This is a genomic window from Tomitella cavernea (assembly GCF_016599145.1).
Lineage (GTDB): Bacteria > Actinomycetota > Actinomycetes > Mycobacteriales > Mycobacteriaceae > Tomitella > Tomitella cavernae.
This window is the reverse complement of sequence record NZ_JAENKO010000007.1, coordinates 86,838-103,730: the sequence shown is the minus strand read 5'-3', so window position 1 is coordinate 103,730 and position 16,893 is coordinate 86,838. Positions and strand designations below refer to the sequence as shown.

Below are 16,893 nucleotides of genomic sequence, written 5' to 3'. Positions count from 1 at the left end.
CTTGTGCTCATCGACCCCGAGGTGCCGTACGCCGTCGAGATGGCCGCCGTCGTAGACCATGTTCCGGGCGGCGCCGACCGCGATCTGGTTGACGGTCTTCCAGGCGATGCCCAGGTTGGCGGCGACCGCGGCGACGCTCATCTTGTCGATCGCGATCCGCTGCAGGATCCACCGCTCGGTCCGGGTCGTGACCACCGACCGTGGCGCGGCGATACCGGTGATGTCCGCCCGGAAGATCGACCGCGGACACCCCGACGTCAGGCACACGAAGCGCGGCACGGCGACGTGCAGCTCGACCGGATGCCCGGCAGCCGGGGTGTCAGTGAGGACCCTTTCGGCACGATCACGCAGTTGACCTGCGATTCGGCACTCGGGACACCGCGGGTCGGGGTCGATGACGCTGCACCAGATGTGGGTGCGGTCCTCGCTGTCGGCGGCCGCTCCTGTGATCGTGACGCCGAGTTCGACGGTTCGGCAGATCGTGTCGGCGACGGTGTCAGTAGGCTGCAAGGCGGGTCCTGTGGTGGTCGATGGGGAGCTTCGCAACTCTCATCTTCACACCGCAGGACCCGCCTACATGTTGTGGTCCCCCCTCACCTCGCTGGACACCCGTCTACGCACTCTGCATTCCGTAGAGCCGGTATGGCACAGCGCATGCGACGCGCTATTCCCCAACTGACTTCCGCGGGTGAACAGTACGGCGTTAGGGTGCTGGAGTGAGCACTTCCAAGGTCGAGAGACTGACGAATCTCGTGATCGGTCTCCTGTCGACCACGCAGTTCGTCCCGATCGAGCGCATCCGTCGTGATTTCGCCGGTTACAACGAATGCTCCTCCGAAGAAGCTTTCGGCCGTATGTTCGAACGCGACAAAGCCGCACTGCGCGACCTCGGTATTCCGCTGACCTACGGCGGGCCTTCCGGCCCGGCGGAGGAGCAGGGCTACCGCATCGCCCGCACCGAGTACGAACTGCCGCCGATCACGCTCACTCCGGAGGAGGGCGCCGCGGTGGCGGTGGCCGGCCAGCTGTGGCATTCGCCGGAGATGGCCTCCACGTACTCCAGCGCGATCGTCAAGCTCCGGGCGGCGGGCATCGCCGTCGACGATGCGGAGATGGCCACCGTCGTCGGCGGCATGGGCACGGCGCTGGAGGCGGAACCGGCGCTCGCCGGGCTCGTCGCCGCCGTGGACGGCAGGCAGGCCGTCGCCTTCGAACATCTCGCCGCGGCCAGCGGCGTGACCAGCCCGCGCACCCTCGAACCGTGGGGTGTCGCCAGCGCCAAGGGCAACTGGTACGTCGTGGGATTCGATCGGGACAGGCAGGACCAGCGCACGTTCCGACTCTCACGGATCGTCGGCGGTATCACGCCGGTCGGGCTGCCCGGCCAGGTGCGGATACCCGACGGGGTCGATCCGGCTGCCATCATCCGTTCGGCCGCCGCCGAACCCGTCTCGGAGGGTTCGGTGACGGTGTGGCTGAGCGACGGTCACGCCCATGATCTGCGCAGAAGCGGCACTGAGGTGGCGCCCCATACCCTCAACGGGGTTCCCGGCACGCTCGTAAGCATGCCCGTCGGTTCCTGGACGTCCACGATCCGCGCTATCGCGGCTCACGGCGCGGACGCCGTGGCGCTGGAACCGGAGGACATCCGGGAGGCCGTCATCGACACGCTGCGCGGGGCGGCGGCCGCGCATTCGCTCGGCACCGCCGGCACGCACGAAGACGAGGAGGAACGCCGATGAGCGGAGTCCACGTGGACCGCGTCGCCCGGCTGCTGGCGCTCGTCCCGCTGATCCGCGCCAACCAGGGGCGTCTGAAGTCCGACATCGCCAAGGACATGGGGGTTTCCGTCAAGGAGCTGGAGAAGGACCTCAACATCCTGTGGATGTGCGGGCGGCCCGGGCTCGGCGGCGGCGACCTGATCGACGTCGCATTCACCGGTGACACGGTCGAGGTCACCGATTCGCAGGGCATCGACCGCCCGTTGCGGCTGACGACGCCCGAGGCGTCGACGCTGCTCCTCGCGCTCGGCTTCCTGGCGGAACAACCGTCGAGCGTCATGCCGGCCGCCGTCCGCAGCGCCATGGACAAGATCGAGGATGCGGCGCGGGAGTCGACGGCGGACGCCGCCGGGCCGGTGCCGGACGGCAAGGCTGCGGACGTGCCCGTCCCGTCTGCGGCGGACCCGGCCGCAGCGGACACGGTGCGCGACGCGGTGACTCGCGGACGCGCACTGCGCATCCGCTACTACTCGGCCACGCGCGACACGTGGACGCACCGCGTGGTCGACCCGGTCCGCATCCAATTGGCCGCGGGCAACAGCTACCTGCTGGCGTGGTGTCGTCTGGCCGAGGACGAGCGGAAGTTCCGCCTCGACCGGATCGACAGCGCCGAGGTGCTCGACGCGCCGTCGGAGCCCCCGTCCGCGGAGCTGGTGGACGCGCTCGCGGACTTCTACGATTCCGCCACCGGCCTGCCCCAGGTACGTCTGGCCGTGGCGTCCGACTGCTTGTGGGCTCTCGACTACTTCCCGATGGTCGACCTTGCCGACCACCCCGACGGCGGCAAGGAGGCGTCGCTACGGTACGCCTCGGAGGACTGGCTGCGTCGTTTCCTGCTCGGCTTCGGCGGACGGATCCGGATCCTCGACCGGCCGGCGGAGTCCCAGCTGGTCCACACGAGCGCCGCGGAGGCACTCGACGCCTACGCCCGGTCCGCGGATTTCCCCGTCCACGCGATAGCCGGCGCGCTGCCATGACACAGTCGGGGCGACGGCATTGCTCCGCGGCCGGGACCCGAGAACGTCGGCCGTTCAGGTAACATCGAGCACGTTCGATCATTGGAGGTTGGTATGGGCGCAATGAGCCCGTGGCACTGGGCGATCGTGCTGATCGTTCTCGTCCTGCTCTTCGGTTCGACGCGCCTGCCTGGCGCGGCGCGGGGGCTGGGCCGTTCACTTCGCATCTTCAAGAGCGAGATGAAGGAGATGACCGGTAACGACTCCGAGGCTGCGGAGTCCGCCCCGCAGGCATCGACCCCGCAGGCATCGACCCCGCAGGCATTGCCCGCGCAGTCCGCGAACACGACGCCGCAGGCCGATCCTGCACCGTCCGTGGCGGACACGCCGCAGTCGGCGGGAGCCCCGCAGCAGACGCCGCCCGCCCCAGGCACCGGCGCCTGACGAGGCGACCCTCTCCGGCCACGCCTTCCGCATGGCCGGAGTCGTCGCTGTGTTCAGCTAGAGACTGACTGTGCGCATATCACTGGATCCGCGGCAACGCCGAAGCCGCATCAACCCCGACGGCACCATGTCGCTCGTCGAACACCTCTACGAGCTGCGGCGGCGCCTGTTGATCGCCGTCGCCGCCGTACTGGTGACCACCCTTTTCGGGTTCTTGTGGTATTCGTACTCCATCTTCGGGATCGAGAGCCTCGGGGAATTGCTCCGCGGCCCGTACTGCGCGCTGCCCAGCAGCGCCCGGGCGGACTTGTCCGCGGGCGACAGCGAGGCGTGCCGGCTCCTCGCCACCGGCGTGTTCGAACAGTTCATGCTGCGGCTGAAGGTGGCGCTGACGGCGGGCGTGGTGCTCGCCTCGCCCGTGTGGCTGTATCAGGTGTGGGGTTTCATCACGCCGGGGCTGCACAAGAACGAACGGCGTTTCGCGCTGTCGTTCGTCACCGCGGCCACAGTCCTGTTCCTCGGCGGCGCGCTCCTGGCATACCTGGTGGTGGCCAAGGCCCTGCACTTCCTCCTGACGGTCGGCGACAACGTGCAGGTCACGGCGTTGAGCGGCTCCGAGTATTTCGGCTTCATCATCCACCTGCTCATCATCTTCGGCGTCAGCTTCGAGATACCGCTACTCGTGATCGCCCTGAACCTCGTCGGCGTCCTGCCGTACGAGAAGCTCAAGCACTGGCGGCGCGGGCTGATCTTCGGCATGTTCGTGTTCGCTGCGGTCTTCACGCCGGGCCAGGATCCCTTCTCCATGCTCGCGCTCGCTGCGGCGCTGACGGTCCTCATCGAGCTGGCGATCCAGGTGTGCCGCCTGCACGACAAGCGTGCGGCACGCAATTCCCGCGAGGAGATCCCGGACGATGCGGCCGCGCCGATCGGAACCCCGACCGGAGTCGAGGCGCCCGCCGGGGTCGACGAGGCCCACTCCGCGACCGCCGCGGACGGCGGGTCGACCACGATGGTCCACGACCGCGGCACCGACTACGACGACACGCTCTGACGTCGATGTCCGACTCGTCCATGGCTGATCCGTCGACGTACTTCAGTGATTTCGCCGGCGGACTCGACTTCGCCCTCGATGGCTTCCAGCAGCGCTCCTGCCGCGCGCTCGAGGACGGCAGCGGCGTGCTCGTCTGTGCGCCGACGGGCGCAGGGAAGACGGTGGTCGGCGAGTTCGCCGTGCATTTGGCACTGGCCACCGGCGGCAAGTGTTTCTACACCACACCGATCAAGGCGCTGAGCAACCAGAAGTTCGCGGACCTGCGCGCGCGCCACGGCCACGAGGCCGTCGGATTGCTCACCGGCGACCAGTCCGTCAACGCGCGGGCACCGATCGTCGTCATGACCACGGAAGTGCTGCGCAACATGCTCTACGCGCAGTCGCCCGCGCTCGACGGGCTTTCGCACGTCGTCATGGACGAGGTGCACTTCCTCGCCGACCGGTTCCGCGGCGCGGTATGGGAAGAGGTGATCCTGGGCCTGCCGGCCGAGGTCCGGGTGGTGAGCCTGTCCGCCACCGTGAGCAACGCCGAGGAATTCGGCGCGTGGATGCAGGAGGTCCGCGGAGACACGGCGGTGATCGTCGACGAGCACCGGCCCGTGCCCCTGTGGCAGCACGTCCTGGTCGACGGCGACATTCTGCCGCTGTTCGAGGACGGCCCCGACCGCTCCGGCCGCGGGGTACTGGTCAGCAGCGTCCTCAAGCGCACCGTGCAGCGCGTGCTCGGGGGTCGGTCCGACGGCGGTCGTGGCGGACCCCGCGGCGGCGGCCGCGGGGCGCATGGGAACCGGCGCGGCCGCGGCGGTTCGCCGCATGCGCGGGGGCGGGGCGACCGTGGCCGGCCCGCGGACAACGGTGGATTCCGGTTGCCGCCGCGCCCGCACGTGGTCGCCCGGCTCGACCGCGAGGGGCTGCTTCCCGCGATCGGATTCATCTTCAGCCGCGCCGGATGCGACGGCGCCGTGGACCAGTGCCGGCGCTCACCGCTGCGGCTCACCACCGAGGACGAGGCACGGGAGATCCGTGCGGTGATCGACCGGCACACGGCGGGGCTCCCGCCCGAGGACCTGGACATCCTGGGGTTCCACGGCTGGGCGGAAGCCCTCACCCGCGGGTTCGCGGCCCATCACGCAGGCATGCTGCCCGCGTTCCGGCACACCGTCGAGGAGCTGTTCACCCGCGGCCTGATCCGGATCGTGTTCGCCACCGAAACGCTGGCGTTGGGCATCAACATGCCCGCCCGCACGGTGCTGCTCGAGCGGCTGGTCAAGTACAACGGTGAAACGCACGCCGATCTCACGCCGGGGGAGTACACGCAGCTCACCGGGCGCGCGGGGCGCCGCGGCATCGACGTCGAAGGGCACGCCGTGATCGTCTGGCGCCCGGGGATGGACCTGGGCGCGGTCGCCGGGCTGGCCGGGGCGCGCACCTACCCTCTCACCAGCTCGTTCCAGCCGGGATACAACATGACCGTCAACCTCGTGCAGCGCCTGGGCAGCCCGGAGGGGCGGCTCCTGGTGGAGAGGTCGTTCGCGCAGTTCCAGGCGGACCGTTCGGTGGTGGGCCTGGCCCGTTCGATCGACCGCAACCGAGAAGCGCTGGAGGGCTACTCTCAGCACCTGCAGTGCCACCTGGGCGACTTCCGCGAGTACGCGGGGCTGCGCGAGCGGATCGGCCGACGGGAGAAGGAGCTCGAGAAACAGACCCGGGAGGCCCGGCGCAGTGACGTGGTCGCGCAGCTGGCGTCGCTGCGGCGGGGCGAGGTCATTGCGATCACCTCCGGGCGACGTTCCGGCATCGCGGTGGTGCTCGAACCGGACCGTTCGACGACGGACCCGCGGCCGTTGGTCCTCAACGAGGACCGGTGGGCCGGGCGGGTGTCCGCGCCGGACTTCCGCGGGAGTGTGCAGTCGCTCGGCACGATGCGGCTGCCCAAGCACGTCTCCCACCAGTCTCCGCCAGTGCGCAGGGACCTGTCCTCGACGCTGCGCCAATCCGGGTTCACGCCGCCGCGCAAGCGTCCGCACGGACGCAAATCGGCGGCCGCCGACGACCGCGAACTGGCGGAGTTGCGCCGTCAGGTGCGTACGCACCCCTGCCACGATTGCCCGGAGATCGACGCGCACAGCAGGTGGGGCGAGCGGTACTTCGCGCTCGAACGTTCCACCGACAAGCTCGTGGCGCGGCACAACGCGGCCGCGCATTCCCTGGCGCGCGAGTTCGACCGGATGGTCCGGCTCCTTACCGAACTCGGGTACCTGGCCGGGGGGAAGTCGCAGGAGACGACGGTCACCGACGCGGGCCGGCTGCTGGCCGGCGTCTACGCGGAGAGCGCGCTGCTGGTCACCGAGTCTCTGCGACGGGGCCTGTGGGCCGGCCTCGGCCCCGCAGAACTCGCGGCCGTGGTGTCGGCACTCGTGTATGAGTCGCGCCGCGGCGAGGGCGGTGTGGTGCTGGCGGGTCCCGAGAACATGCGCCGCGCGCTCGACGACACCGACGTGCTGTGGGCGGAGGTCAGGGATGTCGAATCCCGGCACCGCCTGCCGGAGACTCGCCGCCCCGACGCGGGGTTCGCTCAGGCGGTGCACCGCTGGGTGCAGGGCGCCCCGCTCGACGAGGTCCTGTTCACCGCCGGTGATGCGAACGGCGCCCCGCTGGCGGCCGGGGACTTCGTCCGGTGGTGCCGGCAGGTGGTGGACCTGCTCGACCAGATCGGCATGGTATCCGACGACACCGCGCTGGTGCACACGGCCCGCTCGGCGGTGGGGTCGATCCGCCGCGGCGTCGTGGCGGTCGAGGCGCCCTGACCACGTGGGGGCTTGCGGACCCGGCGCGCGTCGAGCACCGTTTACACCGCAGACGCGGCGAATCGGCGCTCGGACCGCGTAGAGGAAGCTCGAATCGCGCGCCGGGTGCGCCGGCCATCCGGTCCATACCGTTTAGATTGGACGCGACGGATCCGGCCGCGAAGGACTGAGTCACGACAGCTGGCAGACCCATAATGACGCCGGAGCCCCAGAACGACGCCGACAGACCCATAATGCCGCCGGAGCCCCAGAACGACGCAGCAGACCCATGATGACGCAGCAGACCACGAGGACAGCCGATGACGGACCCGCAGCACCAGCCGCACCCAGGCCCCGAGGAGCATGAACGCCCGTCCTTCGACCCCACGCAGCAGTTCCCGCAGTACCCACCGGCCGGGCCGTATCCGCCGATGGACGGGGGCACCGGGAGTCAGGCGTACTCGGACTACCCGCAGGCCGGGTATCCTCCGCAGGCATATTCGCAGGCCGGATACGCCGCGTACCCCTACTACGACGGACAGCAGCAGCCACCCGGATCGCCGTGGGCGCCGCCGGGGGAGTCTCAGGGCGGGTACCCGTACGCCGGCTACGCCGGTTCCGGCCACCAGCAGGTGGGCTACCAGCAGTCCGGCACGATGCAGACCGAGCCCGGACCGGTGGCAGAGGCGCGAAGGCCGACCGGCCGGGAATGGCTGATCGCGGGGCTGTCCGCCCTCGCCGCGGCGGCGGCCGTGGCGGTGCTCGTCCTCGGCTTCCTGTGGCCGGGGTTCTTCGTCACCACCGTGCTGGACACGCAGGCGGCGGAGGCGTCGATCGCGGACGTGCTCCGGGACGACCTCGGTATCGGCGGGGTGGACGCCGTCGAGTGCCCGTCGGACATCGCGGTCGCGGACGGCGGAACCTTCACCTGCCAGGCCGTGGTGAACGGGCGCGTGACCACCGTCAGCGCGACTTTCCAAGGCGACGACGGCGTCTACGTCGTCTCCGCCCCGACTCGCTGACGACCACGGCGACACGGCATGGCCCGGCCGCGATCAGCGGTCGGCCAGGGCCGAGACCAGGCGCTCGACGACCCTGCCCACGCCGAGGCGGACGGCCAGCTCCTCCAGTGCGGCCGCGTCCGTCGGCGTGCGCGGGAGCGCATCGCCGGCGCCGCCATCGAACTCCACCGGAGCATCGGTGAGCACGCGCACCACGGGGAGCGCCGCATCGAGATACTCGGCGGCCCCGGCCAGGCTGCGGCGTATTCGCGGCGTCAGCGTCGAACCGGGGTCGGCAGCGGCGGCGCGCAACGCCCCGATATCCCCGAACTCGGTGAGCAGCCGCCCCGCCGTCTTCTCCCCGATGCCCGCCACCCCGGGCAGCCCATCGGACGGGTCGCCCCGCAGTAGCGCCAGCTCCGCGTAGGCGGCGCCCGCGCGGACGCCGGGCACCCCGTATTTTGCGGCCACTTCCTGCGGGCCGAAGTCCTCGGCCTTGGCGATGCCCCGGCCGACGTACAGCACCCGCACCGGCGTCGGCGCGTCGCGGACCACCTGCAACAGGTCGCGATCACCGCTGACCACCACCACGGGGTCCGTCGCCTCGCGGTACGCCAGCGTGCCGATCACGTCGTCGGCTTCTGAGCCGTCGGCTCCCGCGATCGCGATCCCCGCCGCGCGCAGGAGTGCGAGGATCGACGGCACCTGCGGGGGCAGCGCCTCCGGCGCGTCCTCGCGGTCGGGTTCCCCCGCCACGGCCCGGTGCGCCTTGTATGAGGGCACGGCGTCCACACGGAACTGCGGCCGCCACGCCCGGTCCAGGCACACCACCAGCCGGGCTGGACGCTCCCGCCGGATCAGCGCCGACACCATGTCGGTGAATCCCCGCACGGCGTTCACCGGGGAACCGTCCGGGGCGATGATCTTCTCCGGCAGGGCGTGGAAGGCGCGGTACCACAGGCTCGCGCCATCGATCAGCATCAGCGGCTCGGTCATGGGTGCGATCCTGCCAGGCACCTCGGCGATACGCTGGGCGCCATGACCGACAGCGCACCCCAGCCCGCCACCCGATTCGCCGCCGCCACGTACGCGGACCGGCTCGCCCGCGCCGCCCGCCTCACCGCGGACGCCGGCCTGGACGCGCTCGTGGTCGGCACCGGCCCCGACCTGCAGTACCTCACGGGCTCGCGGGCGCACTCGTTCGAGCGGCTCACCGCCATCGTCATCCCGGCCTCCGGCGCGCCGGCCACCGTGGTGGTGCCGCGGCTCGAGCTCGCATCGTTGCGCGATTCGGCGATCGCCGAGCTGGGCCTGCAGGTGCTCGACTGGGTCGACGGGGTGGACCCGCACGCGCTCGTCGCGGACGTCATCTCCGGGGCCGCGAATGGCGGCCGGGCAGCGGGCGGAGCGGCGCCCGCCGTCGCCGTGGACCCGGCGCTGCCCGCGCTGCACGTCGTCCCGCTGGCCGACCGCACCGGGGCCCCCGCCCGGCTGGCCACGCCGGTCCTGCGCGAGCTGCGGATGATCAAGGACGCGGAGGAGGTCGATGCCCTGCGGCGGGCCGGCGCGGCCATCGACCGCGTCCACGCGCGGATGGGGGAGTGGCTCAAGGCGGGGCGCACCGAACGGCAGGCGGCCGACGACATCGCCGCGGCGATCGTCGAGGAGGGGCACACTGCGCCGGAGTTCATCATCGTCGGCTCCGGTCCGCACGGCGCCGACCCGCACCACGAGGTGTCGGACCGTGTGCTGGCGGAGGGCGACATGGTGGTGATCGACATCGGCGGGCCCGTCGAGCCCGGATACAATTCGGACTCCACCCGCACCTACAGCATCGGAGAGCCGGACCCCGAGACCGCCCGCCGCTACGCCCTTCTGGAGGCGGCGCAGGAAGCCGCCCGCCGGCACGCACGCCCCGGCGTCACCGCGGAATCCGTCGACGCCGCCGCCCGCGACGCGCTCGCCCGGCACGGGCTCGCCGACGCGTTCGTGCACCGCACCGGGCACGGAATCGGGCTCTCGGTGCACGAGGAGCCCTACATCGTCGCCGGCAACGACGAGCCGCTGCGCCCCGGGATGGCGTTCAGCATCGAACCGGGCATCTACTTCCCGGGCGAGTGGGGTGCACGCATCGAGGACATCGTGGTGGTCACCGACGGCGGCTGCGAGCCGCTCAACACCCGGCCCCGCGCGCTCGGCATCCTGCCCGCGGGCTGACCGGCCGGGCGCCCGCCGCTACGCGGGCGCCCGCAGGGTCTGCATGCCGAGCACCCGGTCCACGGCCACCTCGACGACCACCCGCGTGGGATTGGGGCGGGGCTGCCGGTAACGGCAGGCGTAGAGCTCGACCGCCCGGGCCACGTCGCCGGGGTCGTCGCTGAGCCGCACGGCCCCCTCGAGCGTGATCCATCGCGCGCCGTCGATCTGCGTCAACGCGGCCCGGCCGCCGCGCTGCGCATTTCGCGCCTTCTGCGAGCCGGCGTTGGTGATCACCCGGGCCAGACCCGTCTGCGCATCCCAGGTGAAGCCGACCGCCACCACGTGCGGGCTGCCGTCGGAGCGCTGCGTCGCCAGAGTGGCGAGGTGACGGTCGGCCAGGAAGTCCAGTGCGATCCTGTGGAGATGCTCGGGTCCTATGGGCATGCAAGGACCGTAGCCGACCGGCCCGCCCGGTCCTCGTTCAGCGCCGGAAGGCATAGACGAGCGACGTCGTCGACGCTGCGCAGGATGTGGTCGCACCCCGGTCCTGCGCCAGGTCTTCGGGCCGCATGGTCGCGGAGACCACGGTCTTCGGCATGGCGTTGTAGAAGCCGAACTCGTCGTCCATGCCCGGGGGCCATACGGGGGGAAGGCCTGACAGCTGTCCCTCCCGAGGAGCATGGCGGCGGCCCCGTCCTGCTCGTCACCCTTGATCCGGTAGGCATCCGGGCCGAACTCGACGCCGTGGACCGTCCACCCGGAGTTGCGCTATCCGGGTTCTCCTCCGGTGGCCTCGGCGACGCCGTCGAGGGAAACGAATGCCGTGGCGATGAGTGTGCGCATGGGTACTCCTGGACTGTTCTGTCCATGGTGCGGTCGTGGTCGTCCGATGGTTTCCGGTATCGACTGGTTTCCGGTATCGACCGCCGCCCGCACCCGCACTCATCGCCGCGCCCCGTACGGTACGAGGCCCGCCGCGATCGTGCACACTGATTCCGTGCCCAGACCCGCCTCCGCAGCCCCCCGTTCCGGCCCCGCAGCACCCCGTACCGTTCCCGGCGGGTTCGCGCCGGGCCCGGTGCTGTTGCTGGGAGGGTGCAGCGACATCGGCATCCAGGTGGCGCGCCGGATCGCCGCCGCCACCGCGGACGACGCCCGCACCGTCGTGCTCGCCGCCCGCCGCACGCACGAGCCGGAACGCCGGCGGGTCCTCGACGCCCACGCGGAGAAGCTCCGGACGGCGGGCGCCGCCGCGGTGGCCGTCCGGGAGTTCGACGCGGACGACCTGCCGTCCCACCGCGGCTTCCTCGCGGCGGTGACAGGCGAGTTCGGCGCGCCGGGGGTCACCGTCCTGGCATTCGGGATCCTCGGCGACCAGGCCCGCGCCGAGACCGACTCCGCGCACGCCGCAGCAATCCTGCACACCGATTTCGTCGCCCAGGTCTCCGTACTCACCGAGCTCACCACGCTGCTGCGCGCCGCGCCCCGGCGAGGGGGACGCCGGGGCGGCATCGTCGTGTTCTCCTCCGTCGCCGGCGTGCGGGTGCGCCGCGCCAACTACGTGTACGGGTCTGCCAAGGCCGGGCTCGACGGGTATGCCTGCGGGCTCTCCGACGCGCTCAGCGGCAGCGGAGTCGACTTGCTGCTGGCCCGCCCCGGCTTCGTGGTCGGCGCGATGACCGCCGGACTGATGGAGGACGGCGTCAAGCCGGCACCGATGTCCAGCACCCCCGACCAGGTCGCCGACGCCGTCGTCGACGCTCTGGTCCGCAGGCGCCGCGTCGTGTGGATTCCGGGACGACTGCGCGCGGTGTTCGCCGTCGCCAGGCTGGTTCCCGGGTTCGTGTGGCGCCGCCTGCCGCGGTGACGCACGGCATGCGGCTTGCGTGGGAACAGGATCGCCGGCCCCCGTGTTGACCCGGAGGAGGGCAGGCCGACGCGCTGACCAGCGCGCCCGGGCCTGCCCCGTCGGTGCCCGAGCATGTTCGTCGAAAGGTCCGGTCATGGCGTATCCACTGTCCATCCTCGATCTCGCGCAGGTCGTGCGCGGCGAAACCACCGCAGACAGCCTCCGTGCCAGCGTGGACATGGCGCAGCGCGCGGAGGCGTGGGGGTATCGCCGGATCTGGTATGCCGAGCACCACAACATGCCGACGATCGCCTCATCCGCAACGGCCGTGCTGATCGGGCAGGTGGCCTCTGCCACGTCGACGATCAGGCTGGGCTCGGGCGGCGTCATGCTGCCGAACCACGCGCCCCTGACCATCGCGGAGCAGTTCGGCACCCTCGCCTCCTTCCATTCCGGCCGCATCGAGCTCGGCCTTGGACGCGCCCCCGGCACCGATCAGCAGACGATGCTGGCGATGCGGCGCGATCACACGTCGGCCGACCGCTTTCCGCAGGATGTCCTCGAGCTGCAGGGTTACCTGTCCGGCCAGAGCCGCGTCGACGGTGTGGAGGCCACCCCCGGCAAGGGCACCGAGGTGCCGTTGTACATCCTCGGCTCCTCGCTGTTCGGCGCCCACCTCGCCGCAGCGCTTGGACTCCCGTATTCGTTCGCCTCGCACTTCGCGCCCGCAGCCCTGCACGACGCTGTGCGGGTGTACCGGGAGGAGTTCACGCCGTCCGCGCAGCTCCGCGAGCCCCGTGTGATAGCCGGAGTCAACGTCGTCGCCGCCGACACCACCGAGCAGGCCGAGGGGATATTCCACGATGCGCGACGCCGCCGTGTCGCCGCGCTCGTCGGGCGCGGCCGTGCCCGGGGCCGACGGTTCACCGACGAGGAGCTCGACGCCCTGCTCGAGTCGCCGGCAGGTGCGCAAGTCGCGGGGATGACGAAGTACTCGGCGGTGGGCACAGCGGACCAGGTGGCCGACTACCTCGACCGGTTCGCGGTGGATGCGGACGCCGACGAGCTGATCGTCGTCTCGCAGGCCGCGGACCGGACGGCGTGGCTGCGCACACTCGAGCTCCTCGCACCGCTCAATGCACGCGGAGTCGGCCGCAGCCGCGCCGCGGCCGCCTGACCCGACCCCGCGGTCTCGACGGCGCCCTGCAGGATCGTCACCGCCGCAGCGGGTCCGCGACATCACAAGCTTTTCTCGGAGTCCCGGTGGCCGAGGCCGTCCGCGACTGATTGAATCGGGGCGAAGGCCGACGCCGCCGCGGGAACTCTCGGCACCGCCGGCCCGGTAGGAGGCATCACCGTGCGGATCAGCCGCACGGACTCGCGTTGAGGAGAATCCATGACAGCAGCCAAGCCCGTCATCGTCGGCACCGACGGGTCCGACCACGCCAGGCTCGCGGTGCGGTGGGCGGCCCACCACGCACACCTGAACGACTCGCCGCTGCTCATCGTCACCGCGGTCAGCGCGCCGGTCGCATACGGGATGGGCGGCAACCTGCCGCAGGAGTTCTTCACCGCGCTCGAGGACGACGGCGCGCGGATCCTCCGCGAGGCCACCGCCCAGGCCCGCGACGTGTCCTCCGCGCTGGAGATCGAGACCGTCGTCAAGCTCGAGGCGACGGGCCCGGCGCTGCTGGCCCTGTCCGAGCGGGGGAGGATGATCGTCGTCGGCACGCGGGGGCTCAGCGGGCTGGCGAGCGCCTTCATGGGGTCGATCAGCTCGCTCGTCGCCCGGCACTCCGCCTGCCCGGTCGTGGTGGTGCGCAGCCCGGACGAAAAATCGCCGCCGCCGATGAGCGGTCCGGTGGTGGTGGGCGTGGACGGTTCGGAGAACTCCGCGAAGGCCGTCGCCGTCGCGGTGCGTGAGGCGTCGGTGCGCGGCGCGACGCTGGTGGCCGTGCACGCGTGGAGCGACGTGCCGCTGAGCACCATGGACCCCATCGCCCAGGTGCGCGGCCTGTTCGACGAGGCCGCGGTGGCGGACGCCGTCCTCTCCGAACAGCTGGCCGGGTACAACGACGACTATCCCGACCTCAACATCGAGCATGTCGTCGTGCTCGACCGGCCGGACACCGCCATCCTCGATCACGCCGAGGGCGCGCAGCTCGTCGTCGTGGGCAGCAGGGGGCGGGGCGGGTTCGCGGGCCTCATGCTGGGCTCGACGAGCATCAAGGTGCTGCGCTCGGCTCGCTGCCCGGTGATGGTGGTGCACAGCTGAGGTGAAGCTCGCGCACCGTGGGCGATGCGGCGTCGAAGACGAAACCCATGGGCGCGAGCACACGCACCACCTGTTCCGCCGCACCTTCGTCCAGGTCGCACAGCAGCAGGGTCCGCCGGGGCCCGACGATGACGGCACAGCCGATCGCGGCGAGGTACTGCAGCCGCCGCGCGTCGAGCACCGCCCCGTCTATGGCGGCACCCAGCGTCACGCCGTCATCCGCGTCGTGGTCGAACCAGCCGATGTCCGCGGCGGCCGCGCCGGCGGCTCCGGACGGGGCGGTCCCCGCCTGCGCCGGAAATCCCTCCACCCCCGGAACATCCCGGAGCAACCGGTGTACGGCGGGCACGTGCCCGCCGGCGCCTGCCGCAGATCCCGGCCCGGAAGCCGCAGACTTCGCCGGCGGCGGCGCCGTCACCAGTGGCGTAGTTTCCAGCAGCCCCGCCACGGCGGCGACGGCGCGCACAAGCTCCGGATCCGGAATCCGTAGCCCCACAGGCGCACCGAACAACTCAAGCATGTAACCGCCGGTCTCCGCTGCGATCAGACTGAGCGGCGCGCGCTCGCCCGCGACGTCGCCGCGGCCGTCGTCGACGGTCACGAGCGGCTCATACGTTGACGCGGGCGGATTCCGCTGCGCGAGAAGGTGTGCCAGCCTCTCTGCGGGTGCGCGGACGTCGCGCATTCCGCCGGTGCGCCCCGTGAGCGCGGAGCACAGCACGTGCCAGGAGCAGCGCCCGCCATCCCATTCCGGCACGGACAGCCGCGGCGGGGCGGCGTCGGCAACGAGGAAGCGGCCGGGGCCGCCGGACGGGCGCATCACCGTGATCGACGCCCGCGGGTCGATCCGCACCGCGGCCCGTTCGGATTCGGCGTACGCGGCGAGCTCCGCGACATCGCCCGGCGTCATCCGCCCCCCGGACGGCCGGAACCGGATCCGGCGGCGTCCGGGGGCTGCACTGTGGGACGGGGACGATACAGTCACGCCGCAAGGATAGCGGCCCCGTTTGCTGTTCGACCGCCGTTGGGGAACGGTTGAACCGATCCCACCGCCGGGCGCAGGAGCGCGTGCAGAGGAGGTACGACGTGTCCACGTTCGACTATTCCGATCTCGCCACCCTGGCCGGTGAGTTCGGGCCGGAAGCGGACCGGCTTTCGGAACACCTGCCGTCGTGGCTCGACGCCGTCCCCGATGCCGGCCGGCGCGCCCGGCAGATAGCGTCACTCGACCCGCCGGAGCGTGCACGTGTGCTGCGGGTCCTGGAGCGGGCCGACCTGGCGGAGCTCCTCGACCACGCCAGCCCCCACGACGGCGCCGACGTGCTCGCAGACCTGGACGCACCCACCCGTGCGCTCGCGCTCACCAACGCCGCGCCGGATGTGACCGCGGAGATCCTGCGGCTGCTTCCCGACGACGACCGCGACCGAGCGCAGCGCATGCTGCCCGAAGACCAGCAGCGGGTGGTCGCAGGACTGCTCAGCCGGCCCGAGAATTCGGTGGGCGCCCGAATGACGCCGCACGTCACCGCCATCTCGGAGGGGCTCACCATCAAGGAGGCCAACAGGGCCGCGCGGGCCCAGGCCGCCGACACCGAGACGCTCGCCTACGTCTACGTCGTCGACGTGGACGGCGCGCTCGTGGGCGTGATGTCCTTCCGTGACCTGGTGCTGGCACCGGGCGACGCACTGGTGCACGAGGTGATGGACACCGACCTGCTGTCGGTGGACGCCGACTGCGACCAGGAGCAGGCGGCGCGCATGCTCATCGGCAACCACCTGTTCGCGCTTCCCGTCGTGGACGGGGGGCGCCTCATCGGCATCATCACCTCCGACGACGTGGCCGACATCCTCGACGAGGAGTTCACCGAGGACGCCGAACGCCAGGGCGGCTCGAACCCGCTGGAGACGCCCTACCTGCGCGCGTCCCCGCTGCTGTTGTGGCGCAAGCGCATCATCTGGCTGCTCGTACTGTTCATCGCCGAGGCCTACACCGGCACCGTCCTGCGCCACTTCGAGGCCGAGCTGGACGAGGTGGTGGCGCTGTCATTCTTCATCCCGCTGCTCATCGGCACAGGCGGCAACACCGGCACCCAGATCACCTCCACGCTGGTACGCGCGATGGCACTGGGCGACGTCCGGCTGCGGGACATGGGCCGGGTCATCGTCAAGGAGCTCAGTGCGGGGTCGTTCATCGCGATCACCATGGCCGTGGCCGCGATCATCCGCGCGTGGACCCTCGGGGTGGGCGTGGAAGTGGCGCTCACCGTCACACTCACGGTGGCGGCGATCGTGCTGTGGTCGTCGTTCATCGGTTCCGTCCTGCCGCTGCTGCTGCGGCGCGTGGGGCTCGATCCCGCCGTCGTTTCCGCCCCGATGATCGCGACCATCGTCGACGGCACGGGCCTGGTGATCTACTTCGAGATCGCCAAGCTCATCATGTTCTGACCGCCGGGCCCCTGACCGTCCTGGCCTGTTACGACCCCGTCCGGCTCCCGCGGCCCGTCGGCACGCACCCGGAATCCGGGAACGCACAGCCGTCCCCGCGCGT

The 16,893-nt window shown here is 71.3% G+C and carries 16 protein-coding genes; 11 read left to right on the top strand and 5 right to left on the bottom strand.

Features of this window, described 5'->3' with window-relative positions:
* A partial coding sequence (locus JJ683_RS04890) for a helix-turn-helix domain-containing protein (protein ID WP_200171760.1) occupies positions 1 to 510 on the bottom strand: 510 nt, incomplete at its 3' end.
* Positions 511 to 716: 206 nt separating this feature from the next.
* On the opposite strand from JJ683_RS04890, the gene JJ683_RS04885 reads away from it, so the two are divergent.
* The 6 genes from JJ683_RS04885 to JJ683_RS04860 all read left to right on the top strand — a co-directional run bounded on the left by JJ683_RS04885 (position 717) and on the right by JJ683_RS04860 (position 8,043).
* The gene (locus JJ683_RS04885; protein WP_200171758.1) at positions 717 to 1,742 is read left to right on the top strand and encodes a helix-turn-helix transcriptional regulator; all 1,026 of its coding nucleotides are present in this window, start codon (positions 717 to 719) and stop codon (positions 1,740 to 1,742) included.
* The gene (locus JJ683_RS04880; protein ID WP_200171756.1) at positions 1,739 to 2,758 is read left to right on the top strand and encodes a helix-turn-helix transcriptional regulator; all 1,020 of its coding nucleotides are present in this window, start codon (positions 1,739 to 1,741) and stop codon (positions 2,756 to 2,758) included. Before JJ683_RS04885 ends, JJ683_RS04880 begins: the two co-directional genes overlap by 4 nt.
* A gap of 93 nt (positions 2,759 to 2,851) precedes the next feature.
* Positions 2,852 to 3,181 carry a Sec-independent protein translocase subunit TatA gene (tatA, locus tag JJ683_RS04875; RefSeq protein ID WP_200171754.1) on the top strand — a complete coding sequence of 110 codons (330 nt, stop codon included), beginning with the start codon at positions 2,852 to 2,854 and terminating at the stop codon, positions 3,179 to 3,181.
* A 70-nt stretch (positions 3,182 to 3,251) separates the two neighbouring features.
* A complete protein-coding gene (gene tatC / locus JJ683_RS04870) occupies positions 3,252 to 4,235 on the top strand; it encodes a twin-arginine translocase subunit TatC (protein ID WP_200171752.1) in 984 nt (327 codons plus the stop codon).
* Positions 4,236 to 4,240: 5 nt separating this feature from the next.
* Positions 4,241 to 7,042, top strand: a complete 2,802-nt coding sequence (locus tag JJ683_RS04865) for a DEAD/DEAH box helicase (protein WP_200171749.1) — start codon at positions 4,241 to 4,243, stop codon at positions 7,040 to 7,042.
* Between the two features lie 299 nt (positions 7,043 to 7,341).
* A complete protein-coding gene (locus tag JJ683_RS04860) occupies positions 7,342 to 8,043 on the top strand; it encodes a DUF4333 domain-containing protein (protein WP_200171747.1) in 702 nt (233 codons plus the stop codon).
* A gap of 33 nt (positions 8,044 to 8,076) precedes the next feature.
* On the opposite strand, the gene JJ683_RS04855 is transcribed toward JJ683_RS04860, so the two are convergent.
* Entirely contained in the window at positions 8,077 to 9,018 is a 942-nt protein-coding gene (locus JJ683_RS04855; protein ID WP_200171745.1) for a 5'-3' exonuclease, read from the bottom strand.
* Positions 9,019 to 9,060: 42 nt separating this feature from the next.
* Here JJ683_RS04855 and JJ683_RS04850 point away from each other — a divergent pair, with 42 nt between their 5' ends.
* Positions 9,061 to 10,239 (top strand): M24 family metallopeptidase, encoded by a 1,179-nt coding sequence (locus JJ683_RS04850; RefSeq protein WP_200171743.1) that lies wholly within the window; start codon positions 9,061 to 9,063, stop codon positions 10,237 to 10,239.
* A gap of 18 nt (positions 10,240 to 10,257) precedes the next feature.
* Here JJ683_RS04850 and JJ683_RS04845 read toward each other — a convergent pair whose 3' ends face one another.
* The gene (locus tag JJ683_RS04845) at positions 10,258 to 10,665 is read right to left on the bottom strand and encodes a TIGR03618 family F420-dependent PPOX class oxidoreductase (protein ID WP_200171740.1); all 408 of its coding nucleotides are present in this window, start codon (positions 10,663 to 10,665) and stop codon (positions 10,258 to 10,260) included.
* A 37-nt stretch (positions 10,666 to 10,702) separates the two neighbouring features.
* A complete protein-coding gene (locus JJ683_RS04840) occupies positions 10,703 to 10,849 on the bottom strand; it encodes a hypothetical protein (RefSeq protein ID WP_200171738.1) in 147 nt (48 codons plus the stop codon).
* Between the two features lie 450 nt (positions 10,850 to 11,299).
* Between JJ683_RS04840 and JJ683_RS04835 the strand changes: the two genes are divergently transcribed.
* The 3 genes from JJ683_RS04835 to JJ683_RS04825 all read left to right on the top strand — a co-directional run bounded on the left by JJ683_RS04835 (position 11,300) and on the right by JJ683_RS04825 (position 14,345).
* Positions 11,300 to 12,088 (top strand): SDR family NAD(P)-dependent oxidoreductase, encoded by a 789-nt coding sequence (locus JJ683_RS04835; RefSeq protein ID WP_307810685.1) that lies wholly within the window; start codon positions 11,300 to 11,302, stop codon positions 12,086 to 12,088.
* Positions 12,089 to 12,224: 136 nt separating this feature from the next.
* A complete protein-coding gene (locus tag JJ683_RS04830) occupies positions 12,225 to 13,247 on the top strand; it encodes an LLM class flavin-dependent oxidoreductase (RefSeq protein WP_200171734.1) in 1,023 nt (340 codons plus the stop codon).
* A gap of 219 nt (positions 13,248 to 13,466) precedes the next feature.
* A complete protein-coding gene (locus JJ683_RS04825) occupies positions 13,467 to 14,345 on the top strand; it encodes a universal stress protein (protein WP_200171732.1) in 879 nt (292 codons plus the stop codon).
* On the opposite strand, the gene JJ683_RS04820 is transcribed toward JJ683_RS04825, so the two are convergent.
* A complete protein-coding gene (locus JJ683_RS04820; protein ID WP_200171730.1) occupies positions 14,296 to 15,330 on the bottom strand; it encodes a hypothetical protein in 1,035 nt (344 codons plus the stop codon). The genes JJ683_RS04825 and JJ683_RS04820 overlap by 50 nt on opposite strands.
* A gap of 101 nt (positions 15,331 to 15,431) precedes the next feature.
* On the opposite strand from JJ683_RS04820, the gene mgtE reads away from it, so the two are divergent.
* Positions 15,432 to 16,790: a magnesium transporter gene (gene mgtE, locus JJ683_RS04815; RefSeq protein ID WP_307810683.1), complete on the top strand. Its 1,359-nt coding sequence runs from the start codon at positions 15,432 to 15,434 to the stop codon at positions 16,788 to 16,790.
* The last annotated feature ends 103 nt before the right edge of the window (positions 16,791 to 16,893 follow it).